The sequence below is a fragment of the Citrobacter sp. Cpo071 genome (genome assembly GCF_030332765.1).
GTDB lineage: Bacteria > Pseudomonadota > Gammaproteobacteria > Enterobacterales > Enterobacteriaceae > Citrobacter > Citrobacter portucalensis.
The window spans coordinates 18317-39112 of sequence record NZ_JAOWHE010000060.1; the positions used below are offsets into that span (position 1 = coordinate 18317).

At 51.5% G+C, this 20796-nt stretch carries 22 protein-coding genes; 11 read left to right on the forward strand and 11 right to left on the reverse strand.

All coding sequences use genetic code 11. The annotated features are described in order from the left end of the window. Positions 1-142 precede the first annotated feature (142 nt). Positions 143-901 (reverse strand): tRNA isopentenyl-2-thiomethyl-A-37 hydroxylase MiaE, encoded by a 759-nt coding sequence (miaE, locus tag OGY09_RS01985; protein WP_275399052.1) that lies wholly within the window; start codon positions 899-901, stop codon positions 143-145. Positions 902-952: 51 nt separating this feature from the next. Beyond that, entirely contained in the window at positions 953-1378 is a 426-nt protein-coding gene (rraB, locus tag OGY09_RS01990) for a ribonuclease E inhibitor RraB (protein ID WP_060682821.1), read from the reverse strand. Between the two features lie 98 nt (positions 1379-1476). Between rraB and argL the strand changes: the two genes are divergently transcribed. Both argL and argF read left to right on the forward strand, forming a co-directional pair. Further along, positions 1477-1572: a putative translational regulatory protein ArgL gene (gene argL / locus OGY09_RS25360; protein WP_373371225.1), complete on the forward strand. Its 96-nt coding sequence runs from the start codon at positions 1477-1479 to the stop codon at positions 1570-1572. Then, positions 1542-2546, forward strand: a complete 1005-nt coding sequence (gene argF / locus OGY09_RS01995; protein WP_275399051.1) for an ornithine carbamoyltransferase — start codon at positions 1542-1544, stop codon at positions 2544-2546. Before argL ends, argF begins: the two co-directional genes overlap by 31 nt. 106 nt (positions 2547-2652) lie before the next feature. Here the strand turns inward: argF and OGY09_RS02000 are convergent, their stop codons facing one another. Next, positions 2653-3105 carry a YhcH/YjgK/YiaL family protein gene (locus OGY09_RS02000; protein WP_275399050.1) on the reverse strand — a complete coding sequence of 151 codons (453 nt, stop codon included), beginning with the start codon at positions 3103-3105 and terminating at the stop codon, positions 2653-2655. Positions 3106-3343: 238 nt separating this feature from the next. Here OGY09_RS02000 and pyrL point away from each other — a divergent pair, with 238 nt between their 5' ends. The 4 genes from pyrL to ridA all read left to right on the forward strand — a co-directional run bounded on the left by pyrL (position 3344) and on the right by ridA (position 5355). Beyond that, on the forward strand, positions 3344-3445 hold the full coding sequence (gene pyrL, locus OGY09_RS02005; protein WP_003025819.1) for a pyr operon leader peptide: 102 nt from the start codon (positions 3344-3346) through the stop codon (positions 3443-3445). A 36-nt stretch (positions 3446-3481) separates the two neighbouring features. Further along, complete coding sequence (gene pyrB, locus OGY09_RS02010) at positions 3482-4417, forward strand: aspartate carbamoyltransferase (RefSeq protein ID WP_003025818.1); 936 nt, start codon at positions 3482-3484, stop codon at positions 4415-4417. Between the two features lie 13 nt (positions 4418-4430). Further along, positions 4431-4892: an aspartate carbamoyltransferase regulatory subunit gene (pyrI, locus tag OGY09_RS02015; protein WP_003025816.1), complete on the forward strand. Its 462-nt coding sequence runs from the start codon at positions 4431-4433 to the stop codon at positions 4890-4892. A gap of 76 nt (positions 4893-4968) precedes the next feature. Further along, positions 4969-5355 carry a 2-iminobutanoate/2-iminopropanoate deaminase gene (gene ridA, locus OGY09_RS02020; protein ID WP_000047544.1) on the forward strand — a complete coding sequence of 129 codons (387 nt, stop codon included), beginning with the start codon at positions 4969-4971 and terminating at the stop codon, positions 5353-5355. 34 nt (positions 5356-5389) lie between these two features. Here the strand turns inward: ridA and OGY09_RS02025 are convergent, their stop codons facing one another. From OGY09_RS02025 to mgtL, 8 genes are all read right to left on the reverse strand, one after another. Further along, positions 5390-5758: a hypothetical protein gene (locus OGY09_RS02025; RefSeq protein WP_275399049.1), complete on the reverse strand. Its 369-nt coding sequence runs from the start codon at positions 5756-5758 to the stop codon at positions 5390-5392. Further along, positions 5755-6174, reverse strand: a complete 420-nt coding sequence (locus tag OGY09_RS02030; protein ID WP_275399048.1) for a hypothetical protein — start codon at positions 6172-6174, stop codon at positions 5755-5757. The genes OGY09_RS02025 and OGY09_RS02030 overlap by 4 nt, the downstream gene beginning before the upstream one ends. After that, positions 6161-6841 carry a hypothetical protein gene (locus OGY09_RS02035; protein ID WP_275399047.1) on the reverse strand — a complete coding sequence of 227 codons (681 nt, stop codon included), beginning with the start codon at positions 6839-6841 and terminating at the stop codon, positions 6161-6163. Before OGY09_RS02035 ends, OGY09_RS02030 begins: the two co-directional genes overlap by 14 nt. Positions 6842-7033: 192 nt before the next feature. After that, complete coding sequence (locus OGY09_RS02040) at positions 7034-8320, reverse strand: TRAP transporter large permease (protein ID WP_003830349.1); 1287 nt, start codon at positions 8318-8320, stop codon at positions 7034-7036. 30 nt (positions 8321-8350) lie between these two features. Next, positions 8351-8860, reverse strand: a complete 510-nt coding sequence (locus OGY09_RS02045) for a TRAP transporter small permease (RefSeq protein ID WP_020996255.1) — start codon at positions 8858-8860, stop codon at positions 8351-8353. 62 nt (positions 8861-8922) lie between these two features. Next, positions 8923-9900: a TRAP transporter substrate-binding protein gene (locus tag OGY09_RS02050; protein WP_275399046.1), complete on the reverse strand. Its 978-nt coding sequence runs from the start codon at positions 9898-9900 to the stop codon at positions 8923-8925. Positions 9901-10275: 375 nt separating this feature from the next. Beyond that, positions 10276-12984, reverse strand: a complete 2709-nt coding sequence (mgtA, locus tag OGY09_RS02055) for a magnesium-translocating P-type ATPase (RefSeq protein WP_406584999.1) — start codon at positions 12982-12984, stop codon at positions 10276-10278. Between the two features lie 144 nt (positions 12985-13128). Continuing rightward, complete coding sequence (mgtL, locus tag OGY09_RS25235) at positions 13129-13182, reverse strand: mgtA regulatory leader peptide MgtL (RefSeq protein WP_223240846.1); 54 nt, start codon at positions 13180-13182, stop codon at positions 13129-13131. Between the two features lie 191 nt (positions 13183-13373). Here mgtL and treR point away from each other — a divergent pair, with 191 nt between their 5' ends. The 5 genes from treR (at position 13374) to nrdG (ending at position 20770) form a co-directional block, all read left to right on the forward strand. Beyond that, positions 13374-14321, forward strand: a complete 948-nt coding sequence (gene treR / locus OGY09_RS02060; protein ID WP_060682825.1) for a trehalose operon repressor TreR — start codon at positions 13374-13376, stop codon at positions 14319-14321. A 157-nt stretch (positions 14322-14478) separates the two neighbouring features. After that, a complete protein-coding gene (gene treB / locus OGY09_RS02065) occupies positions 14479-15897 on the forward strand; it encodes a PTS trehalose transporter subunit IIBC (RefSeq protein ID WP_275399045.1) in 1419 nt (472 codons plus the stop codon). Positions 15898-15946: 49 nt separating this feature from the next. Beyond that, positions 15947-17599: an alpha,alpha-phosphotrehalase gene (gene treC, locus OGY09_RS02070; RefSeq protein WP_275399044.1), complete on the forward strand. Its 1653-nt coding sequence runs from the start codon at positions 15947-15949 to the stop codon at positions 17597-17599. 408 nt (positions 17600-18007) lie between these two features. Continuing rightward, entirely contained in the window at positions 18008-20146 is a 2139-nt protein-coding gene (nrdD, locus tag OGY09_RS02075) for an anaerobic ribonucleoside-triphosphate reductase (RefSeq protein ID WP_275399043.1), read from the forward strand. Positions 20147-20305: 159 nt separating this feature from the next. Continuing rightward, a complete protein-coding gene (nrdG, locus tag OGY09_RS02080) occupies positions 20306-20770 on the forward strand; it encodes an anaerobic ribonucleoside-triphosphate reductase-activating protein (protein WP_048227187.1) in 465 nt (154 codons plus the stop codon). Positions 20771-20796: the final 26 nt, after the last annotated feature.

Below are 20796 nucleotides of genomic sequence, written 5' to 3' on the forward strand. Positions count from 1 at the left end.
CTCTGTTACGGGGATATATTTCCCCTTCGTGTGTTTTGATTATTACGGCAGCAGCGAGCGATTTCCAGCCACCAGATTTTGCTAACAGAAACAGGAAGGATTAATCCGCGCGGCGATGGACACCGCGCGTCAAACAAAGGAACTAAGCTGGCACACCGCTGTGAAAACGGAATTCATCGTCAGGAGAGGTGATCAACGCGGCTTCTACTTCGCCAAAAAACCGCACCCGGCTACTGATATCATCGGCTGAAACCTGCTGGGCCAGCGCCAGGTAATCCTGATAGTGTCGGGCCTCGGATCGCAGCAGCGACAGATAAAACGCCTGCAAATCGTCATCCAGATACGGTGCCAGCGCGGCGAACCGTTCGCAGGAACGCGCCTCAATGTAAGCCCCGCAAATCAGTTTATCGATTAGCGTCAGCGGCTCGTGGGTGCGTACCTCTTTGAGCATGCCTTTGGCGTAACGGCTGGCGGTAATCTTGATATAGGGAATATTGCGGCTCATCATCGCCTCACGCACCTGCCAGAAATGATGCAGCTCTTCTTTGATCAGCAAAACCATGCTGTCGATAAGCTTGCGTCCCCACGGGTCGTCGGTTTGCGGCATCACGCTTTTGCTTATCTGTTTATTCAGCGCGATAAAATCCGGCTCATCCCCTTCTCTGAAAGCAAACGCTTCATAGGGTTTCAGCCAGTCCAACAGCGCCTGCGATCCCTGTTTATCCGCAACATACTTACGCACCATCAGCATCGCCGTTTGCGCCGCTTTCAGCTCACAGACGAGGTGATCGGTCAATAACAGAGGCAGATTCTCTGGGTCCCGCGCTTTATCAAGCCAGGCCTGGGGCGTTTTACAGTGCAGGAAGTTGTGGATCGGGGAGAGTATTTGCAGGTAATCCATACGTTGTCCTTGGCCTGCGGCAGCCTGGGCTACCGCAGGTCAGTTGATGACTTAGTGACGCACGCCGTCATCATCTTCGTCGACGAGGTCTTCATCGTCGCCGTCTTCACCTTCTTCGCCGTTCGGGTCTTCAAAATAGGTGCCCCAACCGTCGTATTCCACATCATATTTTTCGGCCAGGTTGATCAGTTGCTCAACCTGAGCATCGATCAACTCCGCATTCAGTGCACATTCGCTCAGAATGTCACAGCAAATAACCGTGTCGCCTTCTTCCACTTCCAGCTCTTCCGGCTCGGTCACTTCATAACCCAGCTTGAAGGCTTCTACTGCCGCTTTTTCCAGGGTTTCGAAGTCATCCGCGGAAAGGTGATGCTCGATGGTGTACAGCGCGTCTGGATCGCTGCCATCTTCGAGTAACTCTTCAATAATCAAGCGCGTTTCTTCACGCTGTTCTTCCAGTAGTTCCGGGTTTGCCATGGCTCGTTCCTCATAATGTCCTGCCGATACTCTTATTGTCACATACCGCTGTCATTGCCTCCACCTTTCCAGGAAAGATTTGTTAAACAAGGTTGCAAATGAATAAACATACATATAAATTGAATTTTAATTCAATAAATGGCCTAAGCCATGTGAGGGAACCATGTCTGCGTTTTATCAGAAACATTTTTTGAAACTGCTTGATTTCACCTCTGCTGAACTCACGTCACTGCTTCAGCTCGCCGCACAGCTGAAGGCGGATAAGAAAAACGGCACTGAAGTCGCAAAGCTCACCGGTAAAAACATCGCGCTCATCTTCGAAAAAGACTCAACCCGTACCCGTTGCTCTTTCGAAGTTGCCGCATACGATCAGGGCGCGCGCGTGACATATCTCGGGCCGAGCGGCAGCCAGATTGGCCATAAAGAGTCGATCAAAGACACCGCCCGCGTACTCGGCCGTATGTACGACGGTATTCAGTATCGGGGCCACGGTCAGGAGATTGTCGAGACGCTGGCGGAATATGCCGGAGTTCCGGTGTGGAACGGATTAACCAACGAGTTTCATCCCACCCAGCTGCTGGCGGATCTGTTAACTATGCATGAACACCTGCCGGGTAAAGCGTTTAATGAGATGACGCTGGTCTACACCGGTGATGCCCGCAACAATATGGGTAATTCCATGCTGGAAGCCGCCGCGTTAACCGGGCTGGATCTGCGTCTGATCGCACCGCAGGCCTGCTGGCCGGAAGAAAGTCTGGTTGCGGAGTGCAAAGCGCTGGCACAGAAAAACGGCGGCAATATTACGCTGACCGAAGATGTCGCCACGGGCGTGAAAGGCGCGGACTTCATCTATACCGACGTCTGGGTATCAATGGGCGAGGCAAAAGAGAAGTGGGCCGAACGTATTGCGCTGCTGCGTAAGTACCAGGTTAATAGCGCGATGATGGCGTTGACCGGCAATCCGCAGGTGAAATTCCTGCACTGCCTGCCCGCGTTTCATGACGATCAAACCACGCTTGGCAAACAAATGGCACAGGAATATGGTCTGCACGGTGGAATGGAAGTGACCGATGAGGTCTTTGAATCCCCCGCCAGTATTGTATTTGATCAGGCAGAAAACCGGATGCACACCATCAAAGCGGTGATGGTGGCGACGCTGGCGAAGTAAGAGCATGGATGAAAAGAATGCCGGATGGCGATGCTAAGCATCTTATCCGGCCTACAACCGCGCTCCCGTAGGCCGGGTAAGGCGAAGCCGCCCCCGGCAAATACGCTTATGCCACCCGCATTTTCACCACGGCTTTGCGTACCAGCGCTGGTGCACCGACCGCGCACAGCGGTTTATGCACTTCGCCCGGATAGAACACCACGAAATCACCTTCGTTCAGCACCACCGTTTTTTCCTGTACCCCTTCCGGCAGGAAGGCGATATCTTTATCCGCCAGCCAGTCAGTTTCCGGCACGCCCGCAGGCTGCGTGCTGAAGGTCATGCCTTCCTGACCTTTGAGCAGGATCTGAATATCCAGATAGCGCGCGTGATACTCAGCGCGGCGCTGTGCAAACGGCTCCGTCATATCTTCAGCAATCAGATAAAACAGACGATCGCCGTCGATGTCGTGCTTACCTTTTTCCGTCTCATCCGTCACATGCGCTTTAATGTGTTCAATCGCCTGACGCAGCTCTTCCGGCAGCCAGGCATCCAGGTTGTGAATATTGCCGACAATCATCTCAAACCCCTTAATTAAAACATCGTTTCATTTTAGTTGTTATACGAAAAAACGGTCTGCCATACTACTGCTATTTGCCGATATTTTGCGTCAACGCATGTTTATCTCATTGTTGCTGTTTGGCATTCAGGGTGAATGAATATTCATGAGAATCGTTTGCGATGAATAATTTGTGCATTTTTCGCTTGATCCCATAACGGAGCTGAGTATAATCGCGGACAATTTGCCGGGAGGATGTATGGTTCAGTGTGTACGACATTTTGTCTTACCGCGTCTGAAAAAGGACGCTGGCCTGCCGTTTTTCTTTCCGTTGATCACCCATTCCGAGCCCCTCAATTGAGGGGCTTTTTTTTTGCCCAGGCGTCAGGAGATAAACATGGCTAACCCGCTCTATCAAAAACACATCATTTCCATAAACGACCTCAGCCGCGATGACCTCAATCTGGTCCTCGCAACAGCGGCGAAATTAAAAGCTAACCCACAGCCGGAGCTGTTAAAGCATAAGGTTATCGCCAGCTGCTTCTTTGAAGCCTCAACCCGCACCCGTTTATCCTTTGAAACCTCCATGCACCGCCTGGGCGCCAGCGTGGTGGGTTTCTCTGACAGCAGCAACACCTCTCTGGGCAAAAAAGGTGAAACACTGGCCGACACTATTTCCGTCATCAGCACCTATGTCGACGCCATCGTAATGCGCCATCCGCAGGAAGGCGCCGCGCGCCTGGCTACGGAGTTCTCCGGTAACGTTCCGGTACTGAACGCAGGCGACGGCTCCAACCAACATCCCACCCAAACGCTGCTGGATCTGTTCACCATTCAGGAAACTCAGGGTCGCCTGGACAATCTGCACATCGCCATGGTGGGTGACCTGAAATATGGCCGCACCGTCCATTCCCTGACCCAGGCGCTGGCGAAGTTCGAAGGTAACCGTTTCTACTTCATCGCCCCGGACGCGTTGGCGATGCCGCAATACATTCTGGATATGTTGAATGAAAAAGGTATCGCCTGGAGCCTCCACGGCACTATTGAAGAGGTGATGGCGGAGGTCGATATCCTCTATATGACCCGCGTACAAAAAGAGCGTCTGGACCCGTCCGAATACGCCAACGTGAAAGCGCAGTTTGTTCTGCGCGCCAGCGATCTGAACGGCGCCAGAGCAAACATGAAGGTACTGCATCCGCTGCCGCGTATCGATGAGATCACCACCGACGTCGACAAGACGCCGCACGCCTGGTATTTCCAGCAGGCTGGCAACGGCATCTTCGCCCGCCAGGCGTTACTGGCACTGGTACTGAATAGCGAACTGGCACTGTAAGGGAGAAAAAGAGATGACACACGATAACAAACTGCAGGTTGAAGCCATCAAACGTGGCACCGTGATTGACCATATTCCCGCACAGGTTGGTTTTAAGCTGCTGACGCTGTTCAAACTGACGGAAACCGACCAGCGTATCACCATCGGTCTGAACCTGCCGTCAGGCGAGATGGGCCGTAAGGACCTGATTAAAATTGAAAACACTTTCCTGACCGACGAGCAGGTAAACCAGCTCTCCCTGTACGCCCCGCAGGCAACGGTAAACCGCATTGACGATTACGACGTGGTGGGTAAATCTCGTCCGAGCCTGCCTGAGCGTATCGACAATGTACTGGTTTGCCCTAACAGCAACTGTATCAGCCATGCTGAGCCGGTTTCCTCCAGTTTTGCAGTGAAAAAGCGTGCCGATGACATCGCACTCAAATGCAAATACTGTGAAAAAGAGTTTTCGCATTATGTGGTGCTGGCCAACTAATTGGGGTTGGTTATGAGATCCCGGCTCCCTATAATGAGCGGGAACATTCTACTACCGCTGTAATTCAGGAGAAATCATGAGCAAGACTATCGCGACGGAAAATGCACCAGCAGCAATCGGCCCATACGTTCAGGGCGTTGACCTGGGTAGCATGGTAATCACTTCCGGTCAGATCCCGGTCGATCCGAAAACCGGTGCCGTAGCGGAAGACGTGTCCGCTCAGGCACGTCAGTCGCTGGAAAACGTAAAAGCTATCGTTGAAGCAGCAGGCCTGAAAGTGGGCGATATCGTAAAAACGACCGTCTTCGTAAAAGACCTGAACGATTTCGCAACTGTAAACGCGACCTACGAAGCGTTCTTCACCGAACACAACGCGACCTTCCCTGCGCGTTCTTGCGTAGAAGTTGCCCGTCTGCCGAAAGACGTGAAAATCGAGATTGAAGCGATCGCCGTTCGTCGCTAAGTCTTATTAGAGAGCCCTGCTCTGGCAGGGTTCCTTAAGTATTGCAGCCTATAACTGAAAAAATCAATTCTCTTCCATTATTCTTTAAGGTGATGGTTTCATTTTCGATTATCCCCACTCCCCAATTATATAATTCCATTTCCCCTTTCTGCTGTAATTCTATATTCTCTGAGAAACAGGTTTGTCCTAAAACCCAGTTCAACCTTGAACTATAAACATTAATTTTAATATCATCATCACTATCATTTTTCATCTTTTCCAATGTATAAACTATCTTATTGTGAATTTTAAAATTAACAATATTGTTATATCTTTCAACTGAATTAATAGAAAAAACACAGATAAACATTATAATTAGTAAAAAAAATATTTTTAGAGTAGTTCGTCTTATAAAAGTGTTCATTGATCATGTCCCCATAAAAAAGAATAGCCAGATGAACCAATGAGCGCTTTATTTTTTTCCTGACACTTAATTATCCCCCATTTCTCTGCGACCAAGGATATATCATTTTCATGTGCAATTTTACGGTAAACGTACCGGTAAGGCTGAAATGGATCATGTAGAGGAGTGTTCATTTCCCTTACAATAATATTCCCAGACGATTTCTCCAAATAAACATATAAACCATGCCAAGATAAATTCTTTGCATAGTGGGTATTTGAATCATCGTTACGGCACCATTGTACAACCAGAAGATAGTGACTTTCACGCACGGGTAACCAGCAAACCGAAATAATATACAGCATATAACAAAAGGCACAAACTAAAGCGAAAGTGAGTATTTTTTCCATGTAAAATAAAGTGCTATGCCCAGTCATGCCATTTTACCTCTGACTCAATGGCACCAAAAATATTGTACTCTCTGGCCAGACACTCCTGATGAAACCTCCCCATAAAAGTATCACTCACAGGAACGACACTACCTAAACGAACGCCAGAATTTGCGACACTTACATTCCAGTTATACCTGTCAAAAAACTTAAACTGAAATGTCAAATTATAACTACATAATCTACTACCATTGCTCATCTTATTTTTATACTTATCTTCGGTAATTTGCACCCGACCTTTACCCCAGTATTGATAACCTCCTATAGCATAAAACAAGTCTGGATCGCTAGAAATAAAATCATCAATATTAACATGCGCAGAAGTAAACTCATGTTGACCTGGCGGTAATGTTTTACAAAAACTCTTTGCCTCATTCAATAATTGTACATAATTATCCCTTAACTGGGCTGATTTTCCCATCATATCAGTTAAGTTAATATGTATGTCTTCACCCGTATTTTGCAAATAATGCAGTAAATTTTCTCGTGAAAAAGGATAGCGATACTTTAAATATAAGCTCCCATCAATCAACTGCTCCAGGTAATATTTATAATAATAAAATTGATCTGAAAAATGCCCCGCACTGCACCATTCACCACTTCCAACATCAACACTATATTCAGGTTCCTCTCTCCCCAATATATAACCGATCATAATACTTCCTAAGAATAATTAACATGACAAGATGTTAACATTTATAATCTAGTATATTCTGTTGGAAGACACTGGCAATGCCATAATTCAGAAAATATTTAGCTGTATTGGGTGAAACACAAAAAAAACGGGCATGGAAGCCCGGAATGAATTTAGGTTGGCCCGGTAAGCGCGAGCACCACCGGGCATTTATCACATCACACCAAACAGTTTCGGCAGGAACAGCGAAATTGCCGGAATGTACGTCACGAGCATCAGCACCAGGAACAGTACCAGGTAGAACGGCAACATCGCCTTCACCACCTGCTCTATTTTCTGTTTACTCACCGCACTGGCCACAAACAGCACCGACCCTACCGGCGGCGTAATCAGTCCGATCCCTAAGTTCACCAGCATGATCATGCCAAAATGGACCGGATCAATGCCGAGCGCGTTGGTCACCGGCAGCAGAACCGGCGTCAGAATGAGGATCAGCGGTGCCATATCCATCAGCGTACCGATCAGCAGCAGCATGATGTTAATACACATCAGGATGACGTATTTGTTGTCAGAGATGCTGGTGAAGGCTTCAGTGATACGCATCGGCAACTGCATATAAGTCATGACAGCACCGAACGCGGCGGCAAACCCTATCAGGATCATGACGATAGTGACCGTTTTCACCGTGCGGAACATCAGCTTCGGCAGCTCAGACCATTTATAGTCACGATAGATAAACATGGTGACAAAGAAGGCCCACAGGCAGGCAATTGCCGCAGACTCCGTTGCGGTAAAGATACCTGACAGGATACCGCCCATGATGATCACAACGGTCATCAGGCCCCACAGCGTATCAACGAAAATCTTCAGCGCCTGGCGAAACGGTACACGTTCTCCTTTTGGATAACCGCGCTTGTGCGCGAACGCCACGCACATCACCATCAGGCTGAGGCTTAACAGCAGCCCCGGCAGGATCCCGGCGATGAACAGCGCGGCAATCGACACCGTGCCGCCGGTCGCCAGCGAGTAAATAACCGAGTTATGGCTGGGCGGCGTAAGAATCGCCTGTACCGAACCACTGGCCGTTACCGCTGCGGCAAAGTCACGCGGATAACCTTTTTTATCCATCTCCGGGATCATTACCGAACCGATGGACGCGGTATCAGCCACAGACGATCCGGAAATAGCGCCAAAAAAGGTTGATGCCACAATGTTTACCAGCGACAGTCCGCCGCGGATAAAACCAACAAAAATATAGGCAAAGTTCACCAGTCGCCGCGCAATTCCCCCTTCGGCCATGATTGCCCCAGCCAGAATAAAGAATGGGATCGCTAACAGAGAGAACTTGTTCACCCCGCTGGTCAGTTGGATCATTACCGCTTCCAGCGGAATATCAATATACCAGGCCCCAATGATGGCGCTAATGCCAACCGCGTACGCTACCGGTACCCCAATCGCCAGCATAATGCCGAGCGTAAAGACGAGAATAAATGCATCCATCTGCTTTCCTTTCTGAAATGGGGGCGGTAACTAGCTGGTCGATCCCAGCATGACAACGGGACGTTGGTACTGCGGACCACGGAAAATCTTTTCTGCGATAAACAGCAGCGTTATGGCAGAGCCAATCGGCAACGGAAGATAGTTTTGCCCGGCGCTTAAAAGCGGGAATTCCGCCACAGGCTGGTCCCACAGTTCAAGACAGAGATTGGTTCCGTACCACAGAATGAACAGACTTATCGCCACCAACATAACGTCAGCGATTACCGAGCAATAACGGCGGGAAGCATCCCCCAGACGGTCAATCACCATGCTCACCGCGATATGCGAGCCTGCACGATAGCTCACCGCCGCGCCAATAAAGGTGAATGTCACCATACAGAGAATAGCGACGGGTTCAGGCCATGACAGGGCGTTATTCAGAACATAACGCGCGAATATGCCAATGGGGATAATGGCGACCATGACCAATAATGCGATACCGGCAATCCACATTGACACCCGATAAAGAAAATCCATTACCGATGAATAGCATTCACCCATAATTATCACCTCGAATTAATCAAAAGATTCAGGCGGAGGGTTGATATCCTCCACCTGATGAATTACTTCACATCCTGAATACGTTTGATCAAATCCTGGTGGTCTTTACCATAATTATCCCGCACTGACTGCGTGGCTTTATAGAAATAATCCGTATCAATATCGTGGAACTGAACGCCGTTGGCTTTCATGGTCTCCAGTGATTTCGCATTATAATCCTGCCAAAGTTTTCGTTGCTCTATCTGTGCTTCCTTGGCGAGTTTAATAATGAGATCCTGATCTTCTTTTTTCAACTTATCCCATTTAGCTTTCGAAAACAGAAAAAGCTCAGGAATAATAAAGTGTTTGCTCCAGGTATAGTTTTTCACGACCGGCAAATAGTTATGCGCAACAAACGTTGGCGGGTTATTTTCCGTGCCATCAATAACGCCGGTCTGCATGCCGCTAAATACTTCACTGACGCCCATGACAACGGAGTTAGCGCCCATCGCTTTCAGGGTATCCAGCGCTACCGGACTTCCTTGAACGCGGATTTTCATACCGTGTAAATCTTCCGGTTTCACCACCGGATTTTTGGTGATCAGGTTACGCGTGCCGGCATCCATCCAGCCGAGAAACACCAGCCGCGATTTGGTATTAGCCGTCAGACGGTCGCCAATCTCCTGACCGATCATGCCGTCGAGAACCTTATGCAGATGGTCCTCATCGCGGAAAATATATGGCAGGGTAAACACGTTAATTTCAGGGAGAATGGCGGCAACAGGCGTCATTGAGACACGAATAATATCGATAGCGCCTAATTGCGCCTGTTCAATCATCTGTTTTTCATCGCCTAACACGCCACCAGGAAATGTTTTAATCTCCAGACGCCCGTCGGTCGCGGCGCTAAGTTTTTCCCCCATATGTTTCACTGCAACAACGTTCGGGTAATCAGCCGGATGCACATCTGCGGCGCGAAAAGTTTGTGCCAGCGTTGCATGACTCATCAGTAATACAGACGCGCCAATACACAGACTTAACAGGTTTTTTGTCAGTTTCATTTGTCCTTCTCCAGAAGTTCATAATATCCATTAACAGGAATAGCTTGCAGAGCAAATGACTGCCGGAATTAAAAACGGGCAGCGAGAAACTTTCATAACGACGTTACCTGCGCAGACTAACTGGTGTAACAATTTATTTCGATGACTGCGTTCACAAAAAATCGCAGATGCTTAAAATTTTTAGCACACTGTTTCATTTTTGCAATGCAGATCGTTTTATTGATAAAAAAACAACGCAAGGAAGGCGATTTGATACTAATAACACCCGTTAGCATTTCAATAAAAATAAAACACGAATGTTGTGAGGTAATATCTTCGAATGAAAATGAGGAATGCAGGATGGTATTAACACCATCCTGCTGAGGCGTTTTATGTTTACTGCCAGCCGTAGCGACGGCTATAAAAACCTTTCACTAATTGAGTCAATGTCATGTAACCCGCCAGAATCGCAATCAGCCACGGGAAGTAGCTCAGCGGTAATGCCTGCAATTGCAGATAGCTGGCCAGCGGCGAGAAGGGTAATGCAATGCCGACGACCATCACCACCAGCGTCATCAGCATCAGCGGCCACGCGGCGCGGCTCTGGATGAACGGCACGCGACGGGTACGAATCATATGCACAATCAACGTTTGCGACAGCAGGCCCACCACGAACCAGCCAGACTGGAACAACGTCTGATGTTCAGGCGTATTGGCATGGAAGACGAACCACATCAGGCAAAAGGTCAGAATGTCGAAGATCGAGCTGATCGGTCCAAAGAAGATCATAAAGCGGCCCAATTCGCTGGGATTCCAGCGCTGCGGCTTTTTGATCTGCTCTTCGTCGACGTTATCAAACGGAATCGCCACCTGGGATACATCGTACAGCAGGTTCTGAATCAGTAAGTGCAGCGGTAACATCGGCAGGAACGGTAAGAAGGCGCTCGCCACCAGCACGCTAAATACGTTACCAAAGTTTGAACTGGCCGTCATTTTGATGTACTTCAGCATGTTAGAGAAGGTACGGCGTCCTTCAATCACCCCTTCTTCCAGCACCATCAGGCTCTTTTCCAGCAGGATGATATCCGCCGCTTCACGCGCAATATCAACCGCGCCGTCAACGGAGATACCAATGTCCGCCGCACGCAGCGCCGGGGCATCGTTTATACCATCGCCGATAAAGCCGACCACATGGCCTTCGCGCTTGAGCAGCGTGACAATGCGCTCTTTGTGCATTGGCGTCAGACGGGCAAACAGCGTGGTGCGCTGAGCAAGCCGAGCCAGCTCATCATCGCTTAACCCTTCAATGCTGCTACCGATAACCACATCGCCCGCATCCAGGCCCACTTCATGACACACTTTTGCCGCCACCAATTCGCTATCGCCAGTGAGGATTTTCACCGTAATGCCGCTGGCTTTCAGCGCTTTAAGCGCAGGTGCGGTGGTCTCTTTCGGCGGATCGAGGAACGCAATATAGCCTTCGAGGATCAGATCTGATTCATCAATACGCTGGTAATCACCTTCACGCGCTGGCAGGTATTTCGTCGCCACCGCCACCACACGCAGTCCCTGGCGGTTCAGCGTGTCCGTAACGCGTTTCACCCGACGCAGCATGTTGTCATCTAACGGGACTATCTCACCGTTGTGACGCACCTGGGTACACACGCTGAGGATCTCCTGTAGCGCCCCTTTACAGACCAACTGGTGCACATCGGTTTCTTCTGCCACCACTACCGACATGCGGCGACGTTCAAAATCAAACGGGATCTCATCGATTTTCTGCCAGCGAGTCGAGAGCTGGCGGGCTGATTCTTCGTCCACACCTTCCAGCACCGCCGTATCCAGCAGATTCTTCAGCCCGGTCTGATAATGGCTGTTCAGCCACGCAGAATGCAGGACATGTTCGCTGGGCTTTCCAGAGATATCCGTATGATTCTCAAGTACAATTTTATCCTGAGTCAGGGTGCCGGTTTTATCGGTGCACAGGATATCCATCGCGCCAAAGTTCTGGATAGCGTCGAGGTGTTTAACGATAACCTTTTGTTTTGACAGCTTCACCGCCCCACGCGCCAGCGTTGAGGTGACGATCATCGGCAGCATTTCTGGAGTCAGTCCCACCGCCACAGACAGGGCAAACAGCGCCGCTTCCCACCAGTCACCTTTGGTGTAACCGTTGATAATAAGCACGATGGGCGCCATCACCAGCATAAAGCGGATCAGCAGCATGCTGACGCGGCTGATCCCTTTCTGGAAGGCATTCTGCTCGCTTTCCTGCTCGCTGACGCGACCCGCCAGTTGCCCGAACCAGGTATTGGCTCCGGTTGAAATCACGATGGCCTGCGCCGTGCCGCTCACCACGTTGGTGCCCATAAAGCACAGGCTATCGCATTCCAGCGGGTTGCTTTGCTGCGGATCGCGACTGGTTGCCACTTTCTCCACCGGCAGCGATTCACCGGTCAGCGAAGCCTGGGCGACGAACAGGTCACGAGCCTGCACCACGCGCAGATCGGCCGGGATCATATCCCCTGCCGCCAGCTTGATGACATCGCCGGGAACCAACTGGTCGATCGGCAGTTCAACCCAGCCGTTCTCCCCTTTCTCGTTGATAACGCGCAGCACCGTGGCGGTGTTGCTGACCATCGCTTTCAGCGCATCAGCCGCTTTGGTGGAGCGCGCCTCTTGCACAAAATTCAGCAGCGTAGAGATGACGACCATCAGGGCGATGACGCCAGCGGCAAACAGATCTTCGGTGGCATAGGAAATCGCCCCGAGAATGGTCAGCAGTATATTAAACGGATTGCGGTAGCAGACCCACAGATGCACCCACCAGGGCGACGGCTTCTGCGCCGGCAACTGGTTCTCGCCATGTATTTCGCGGGCGTTTTCGACTTCTGCGGCGTTTAAGCCTTCCGGATGAGCGCCGAACGTTTTCCACAGCGCGTCTTCGTCCATCAGCGCCATTTTCAGGCAATGTTCGCTTAGCGATGGCGGGATCGGCGTGCTGGCAACGGTCTGAGCATTCGGCAATGGATCACGATGCACCAGACGATGCGGTAAATGGCGGTTTAGCCGGGCAAACAGCTGGCGGGTCATATTTTTGAACATAGGCAGTCCCTCTGCACCTGTATAAACAGGCGCAGTAAATCCTTCAGGCGTGGCAAAGCCTTGCCTGGTGGCAATATTAAAATCACAACAGGGACGTCAGAACGTCACTGTCTTACTGCTCCGGTAAGACAGTGAAAGACAGGCTTACCGGAAAGGGTTGTTTCTCCATCTCGGGAGAGGGGTGGGATCGGGATCCATATAGCCTCCGGTAAGTGAATGATTTGCGTCGCGGATTATACGCAGAAAACCATAAGGTTTGTGGCAATTATGGCGGTATGATAAACCATGGAAACTAAACCAAACGTATACCAGACTTTGCCCATTGCGCCGCGCTTGAGTAAAGTTATTCTCTATTTGGCATAACTTCACACGCAACACGGGAAAACAGGATGCAAAATCGGCTGACCATTAAAGACATCGCCCGCTTAAGCGGTGTGGGAAAATCAACCGTTTCCCGTGTGCTCAACAATGAAAGCGGCGTGAGTGAACGCACCCGCGAACGCGTTGAGGCGGTGATGAATCAGCACGGTTTTTCCCCTTCCCGCTCCGCACGCGCCATGCGCGGACAAAGCGACAAGGTGGTGGCGATTATCGTCACGCGCCTGGATTCTCTTTCAGAAAATCTCGCCGTGCAGACCATGCTGCCCGCCTTTTATGAACAGGGCTACGATCCGATCATGATGGAAAGCCAGTTCTCGCCCGAGCTGGTTGAAGAACATCTCGGCATGCTCAGACGCCGCAACATTGATGGCGTGGTGCTGTTTGGTTTTACCGGCATTACTGAAGCCATGCTCGCCTCCTGGCAGGATTCTCTGGTGCTTCTGGCAAGAGATGCCAAAGGCTTTGCCTCCGTCTGCTATGACGATGAGGGTGCCATTCGTACCCTGATGCAGCGTTTATACGAACGCGAGCATCGCCATATTAGCTTTCTTGGTGTTCCGCATAGCGATGTGACCACTGGTAAACGCCGCCATGAGGCCTACCTGGCATTCTGTAAAAAACACAAACTGCATCCTGTGGCCGCGCTGCCGGGTCTGGCCATGAAGCAGGGCTATGAGCTGGCCGCCAACGTCATCACCCCGGAAACCACTGCCTTAGTCTGTGCGACGGATACCCTTGCCCTTGGCGTCAGCAAATATCTGCAGGAGCAGCGGATTGAGAACCTGCAGTTGGCAAGCGTGGGCAGCACGCCGCTGATGAAATTCCTCCATCCGGAAATTATCACCGTCGATCCAGGATACGCCGAAGCCGGGCGACAAGCGGCCTCGCAGCTGATCGAACAGATCAACGGCCGCAGCGAACCACGACAAATCGTTATTCCTTCCACCCTCTCCTGATCGCTTTCTGAGCATTAATTTGTGATCTTCGCTGCGTTTCGGGAACGTTCCCATTTTTAAATATTCATCGAAGATATACTCTGGCGCCAACAACGAGAGAGTTGCCGAATGACGACGCAACAGCGTCTTTTCCGGTCTACGGGGAACACACACCATCATGAGCAAAATAAAACAAGCAGACATCGACCGGCTGATTGAGCTGGTTGGCGGGCGCGACAATATCGCTACGGTGAGTCACTGCATTACTCGCCTGCGTTTTGTGCTGAATCAGCCTGCAAACGCCAGACCGAAAGAGATCGAATTGTTGCCAATGGTCAAAGGCTGCTTCACCAACGCCGGGCAGTTTCAGGTGGTAATTGGCACCGAGGTAGGCGATTACTACAAAGCGCTGTTGGCGACCACCGGACAAGCCAGTGCCGACAAAGAGCAGGCAAAGAAAGCGGCGCGGCAGAACATGAAATGGCATGAACAGCTGATCTCTCACTTCGCGGAGATCTTCTTCCCGCTGCTGCCAGCGCTGATTAGCGGCGGCCTGATCTTAGGTTTCCGTAACGTGATCGGCGATCTGCCCATGAGTAACGGGCAGACGCTGGCGCAGATGCATCCTTCGCTGAAAACCCTCTATGACTTCCTGTGGCTGATTGGCGAAGCGATCTTCTTCTATTTGCCGGTCGGGATTTGTTGGTCGGCAGTCAAGAAAATGGGCGGTACGCCGATCCTCGGTATTGTGCTGGGCGTGACCCTGGTTTCTCCGCAACTGATGAACGCCTATTTGCTCGGTCAGCAGGTGCCGGACGTGTGGAACTTCGGCCTGTTCAGTATTGAGAAAGTGGGCTACCAGGCGCAGGTCATACCGGCACTGTTGGCCGGGCTGGCGCTCGGGTTTATTGAAACACGCATGAAGCGCATCGTTCCGGATTACCTGTATCTGGTGATCGTCCCGGTGTGCTCGCTGATCCTTGCGGTATTCCTTGCACATGCCTTTATCGGTCCATTTGGCCGCATGATTGGCGACGGTGTCGCGTATGCGGTCCGTCATCTGCTGACCGGCAGTTTTGCTCCGATTGGCGCGGCGTTGTTCGGCTTCCTGTATGCCCCGCTGGTGATCACCGGTGTGCATCAGACCACGCTGGCTATCGACATGCAGATGATTCAGAGCATGGGCGGTACGCCGGTATGGCCACTGATCGCACTGTCGAATATCGCTCAGGCCTCTGCGGTGGTCGGGATCATTATCTCCAGTCGCAAACACAACGAACGTGAAATTTCCGTTCCTGCCGCGATCTCCGCCTATCTCGGGGTAACCGAACCAGCAATGTACGGGATCAACCTGAAATACCGCTTCCCAATGCTGTGCGCGATGATCGGCTCCGGTCTCGCCGGACTGCTGTGCGGCCTGAACGGTGTGCTGGCGAACGGGATTGGCGTCGGCGGTTTGCCGGGCATCCTCTCCATCCAGCCGACTTACTGGCAGGTCTTTGGCATGGCGATGGTCATTGCGATTGTCATCCCAATGATACTGACCTCATTCGTTTACCAGCGTAAACACCGTCTGGGCACATTACAGATTGTCTAACTTTTCTTCGGGGCGCAGTTGCGCCCCAGCGTATTTCCAGGAAACAACCATGAATATTCCCCACTGGTGGCAAAACGGCGTTATCTATCAGGTTTACCCCAAGAGTTTTCAGGACACCACCGGCAGCGGCACCGGAGATTTACGCGGCGTGACGCAGCGCCTCGACTATTTGCAAAAGCTGGGCGTTGATGCCATCTGGCTGACGCCGTTCTATATTTCGCCGCAGGTTGATAACGGTTACGACGTCGCAGACTACACATCTGTCGATCCGGCCTACGGCACGCTGGAAGACTTTGACGAACTGGTGGCGCAGGCGAAAGCGCGCGGCATCCGTATTATTCTCGACATGGTGTTTAACCACACCTCAACCCAGCACGCCTGGTTTCGTGAAGCGCTGGATAAAGACAGCCCGTATCGTCAGTTTTATTTCTGGCGCGATGGCACGCCAGACTGCCCGCCAAATAACTGGCGCTCCAAGTTTGGCGGCAACGCCTGGGGCTGGCACGCCGAAAGCGAGCAGTACTATCTGCACCTCTTTGCTCCGGAGCAAGCCGACCTGAACTGGGAAAACCCGGCGGTACGCGCCGAGCTAAAGAAAGTATGCGAGTTTTGGGCCGATCGCGGCGTGGACGGACTGCGCCTCGACGTGGTGAATCTTATCTCTAAAGATCAGGACTTCCCGAACGATCCCGACGGCGATGGACGGCGTTTTTATACCGACGGCCCACGCGCGCATGAATTTTTGCGTGAGATGAACCGCGATGTTTTTACTCCACGCAACCTGATGACGGTCGGCGAAATGTCTTCCACTACGCTTGAACATTGCCAGCAGTACGCCGCACAAGATGGTAGTGAACTGTCGATGACCTTTAACTTCCACCACCTGAAAGTGGATTACCCCAACGGTGAGAAGTGGACGTTAGCAAAACCCGATTATGTGGCGCTAAAAACCCTGTTCCACCACTGGCAGCAGGGCATGCACAATCAGGCATGGAACGCGCTGTTCTGGTGTAACCACGATCAGCCGCGCATCGTGTCGCGTTTTGGCGATGAAGGTAAATACCGCGTTCCGTCGGCCAAAATGCTGGCGATGGTGCTGCATGGCATGCAGGGCACCCCCTACATCTACCAGGGTGAAGAGATTGGCATGACCAACCCGCATTTCCGCCAGATTACCGATTATCGCGATGTGGAAAGCCATAACATGTTTGCCGAGTTGAACGGCCAGGGACGCGATGCGCAAGAACTGCTGGCGATCCTCGCCAGTAAATCACGCGATAACAGCCGCACGCCGATGCAATGGGATAACAGCAAACACGCGGGCTTCACCTACGGCGAGCCGTGGATCAATCTGTGTGACAACGCAGCAGACATTAACGTGACGGCAGCACTGAACGATACCGACTCGGTGTTCTACACCTATCAGAAACTGATCGCCTTGCGCAAAGCGGAGCCGGTTATCACCTGGGGCGACTACCAGGATCTGCTACCGGACAGCCCGCATCTGTGGTGCTATCAACGAGAGTGGCAAGGGCAGCGGCTGCTGGTCATTGCCAATCTGAGCGATACCTTCCAGAGCTGGCAGCCAGCCCAGACCGACGGAAACTGGCAGGTGCTGATGCACAACTATGCCGAGGTTGCCAGCCAACCTGGGGGCATGACACTGCGTCCTTTTGAGGCCGTCTGGTGGTTGCAAAAATAGCTTGCAATTATGTTCAGGCCCGGTACGCATAGCGCTACCGGGCGTTGCTATATACGCTTAGCTTAGCTTCCTGTTTTTGTTGAATAATTAATCAGAATTTTCTGCCCACAATTTACAATCGCTGTACTGCCCGTCATCTGTACGCTCCGATTTTTACTTTGCGCTACATCAAATAAATCGTAAACATCCTTGATGCAAATCACTACATATAGAACTTAAAATGCACGCCGACCCAATATGTTGTATTAATCGACTACAATTGCTACAACTACAGTGCACCGTTTAACGGTGGAATTGTGGATAAAGTGGGTCAGGATTGCGGGAAGTCATTGGCAATAGAGATGAATAAAGCCATGACCGCTTCCCCAACCTCTGTGGATAACCTGTTCTTATAAATATGGAGTGATCATGACACCGCATGTGATGAAACGAGATGGCTGTAAAGTGCCGTTTAAATCAGAGCGCATCAAAGAAGCCATTCTGCGTGCAGCTAAAGCAGCGGGAGTCGATGACGCAGATTACTGTGCCACCGTCGCAGAAGTCGTTAGTAGCCAGATGAATGAGCGCAGCCAGGTCGATATCAACGAGATCCAGACAGCGGTAGAAAACCAGCTGATGTCTGGTCCGTACAAGCAACTCGCCCGTGCGTACATCGAATATCGCCACGACCGTGATATACAGCGTGAAAAACGTGGCCGTCTGAACCAGGAAATTCGTGGTCTGGTTGAGCAAACCAACTCTGCTCTGCTGAACGAAAACGCCAACAAAGACAGCAAAGTGATCCCGACCCAGCGCGACCTGCTGGCCGGTATCGTCGCCAAACACTATGCGCGTCAACACCTGTTGCCGCGTGATGTCGTCCAGGCGCACGAGCGTGGTGATATTCACTATCACGATCTCGACTACTCTCCGTTCTTCCCAATGTTTAACTGCATGCTGATCGACCTGAAAGGTATGCTGACGCAGGGCTTTAAGATGGGTAACGCGGAGATTGAGCCGCCAAAATCCATCTCCACCGCGACGGCCGTCACCGCGCAAATTATCGCGCAGGTTGCCAGTCATATTTATGGCGGTACCACCATTAACCGTATTGACGAAGTTCTCGCACCGTTCGTGACCGAGAGCTTTAATAAGCATCGCAGAACCGCTGAAGAGTGGCAGATCCCAGATGCCGACGGTTATGCGCATTCCCGTACCGAGAAAGAGTGCTACGACGCATTCCAGTCCCTTGAGTATGAAGTGAATACCCTGCATACCGCCAACGGTCAGACGCCGTTCGTTACCTTCGGTTTCGGCCTGGGAACCAGCTGGGAATCGCGTTTGATCCAGCAGTCCATTCTGCGTAACCGCATTGCTGGCCTGGGTAAAAATCGTAAAACCGCCGTGTTCCCGAAACTGGTGTTTGCGATTCGTGACGGTCTGAACCACAAGTTTGGCGATCCGAACTATGACATCAAGCAGCTGGCGCTGGAGTGCGCGAGCAAGCGTATGTATCCGGACATCCTGAACTACGATCAGGTGGTTAAAGTGACCGGCTCGTTCAAAACGCCAATGGGCTGCCGCAGCTTCCTGGGCGTATGGGAAAACGAGAACGGCGAACAGGTTCACGATGGCCGTAACAACCTCGGCGTTATCAGCCTTAACCTGCCGCGTATCGCGCTGGAAGCTCATGGCGATGAAGCCACCTTCTGGAAACTGCTCGACGACCGTCTGATCCTGGCGCGTAAAGCGCTGATGACCCGCATTGCGCGTCTGGAAGGCGTGAAGGCCCGCGTTGCACCGATCCTGTATATGGAAGGGGCCTGCGGCGTACGCCTGAAAGCAGATGATGACGTGTCTGAAATCTTTAAAAACGGCCGCGCATCGATTTCTCTGGGTTACATCGGCATTCACGAAACCATCAACGCGCTGTTTGGCGACAAACACTTGTACGACAGCGAGCAGCTTCGCGCTAAAGCTATCGCCATTGTGGAACGTCTGCGTCAGGCGGTCGATCAGTGGAAAGACGAAACCGGCTACGGCTTTAGTCTGTACAGTACACCAAGTGAAAACCTGTGCGATCGTTTCTGCCGTCTGGATACCGCCGAGTTTGGCGTGGTGCCGGGTGTTACCGACAAAGGTTACTACACCAATAGCTTCCACCTCGACGTGGAGAAAAAGGTTAACCCGTACGACAAGATCGATTTCGAAGCGCCGTACCCGCCGCTGGCGAACGGAGGTTTCATTTGCTACGGCGAGTATCCGAACATTCAGCACAACCTGAAAGCACTGGAAGACGTCTGGGATTACAGCTATCAGCACGTGCCGTATTACGGGACCAACACGCCAATCGATGAATGCTACGAGTGCGGCTTTACCGGTGAGTTCGAGTGCACCAGCAAAGGCTTTACCTGCCCGAAATGTGGTAACCACGACGCCGCGCGCGTGTCGGTCACCCGCCGCGTATGCGGTTATTTAGGCAGCCCGGACGCTCGTCCGTTTAACGCCGGTAAGCAGGAAGAAGTGAAGCGCCGCGTTAAGCATTTAGGTAATGGGCAGATAGGTTAATTTCGACAGTATTATTGCCTGGCGATGAGACGCTTTTCGCAAAGCAATTGGCGCCAGGACAAGGCGGCAAGCAAGCGAATCCCGGGGAGCTTACATAAGTAAGTGACCCGGGTGAGCGAGCGCAGACAACGCAGTAATGGCGTCAATTGAGAAGCGAAAATGCGATACCATCAATACTATCCTGTCGATATCGTCAACGGCCCAGGAACCCGCTGCACCCTGTTTGTGTCGGGATGCGTGCATGAATGCCCTGGCTGCTATAACAAAAGCACCTGGCGACTCAATTCCGGCCAGCCGTTTACCAAAGAGATGGAAGACAAGATCATTGCTGATCTGAACGACACGCGAATCCCTCGCCAGGGTATTTCGCTATCCGGCGGCGATCCGCTGCATCCGCAAAACGTGCCGGATATCCTGCAACTGGTACAGCGTATTCACGCTGAGTGTCCAGGGAAAGATATCTGGGTGTGGACTGGCTACAAGCTTGATGAACTCAACGCCGCGCAAATGCAGGTGGTGGATCTCATCAACGTGCTGGTCGATGGTAAATTTGTGCAGGATCTTAAAGACCCGGCGCTGATCTGGCGCGGTAGCAGCAACCAGGTTGTACATCATTTGCGTTAATTTCCAGGCGGTAAATATTCTGTTTT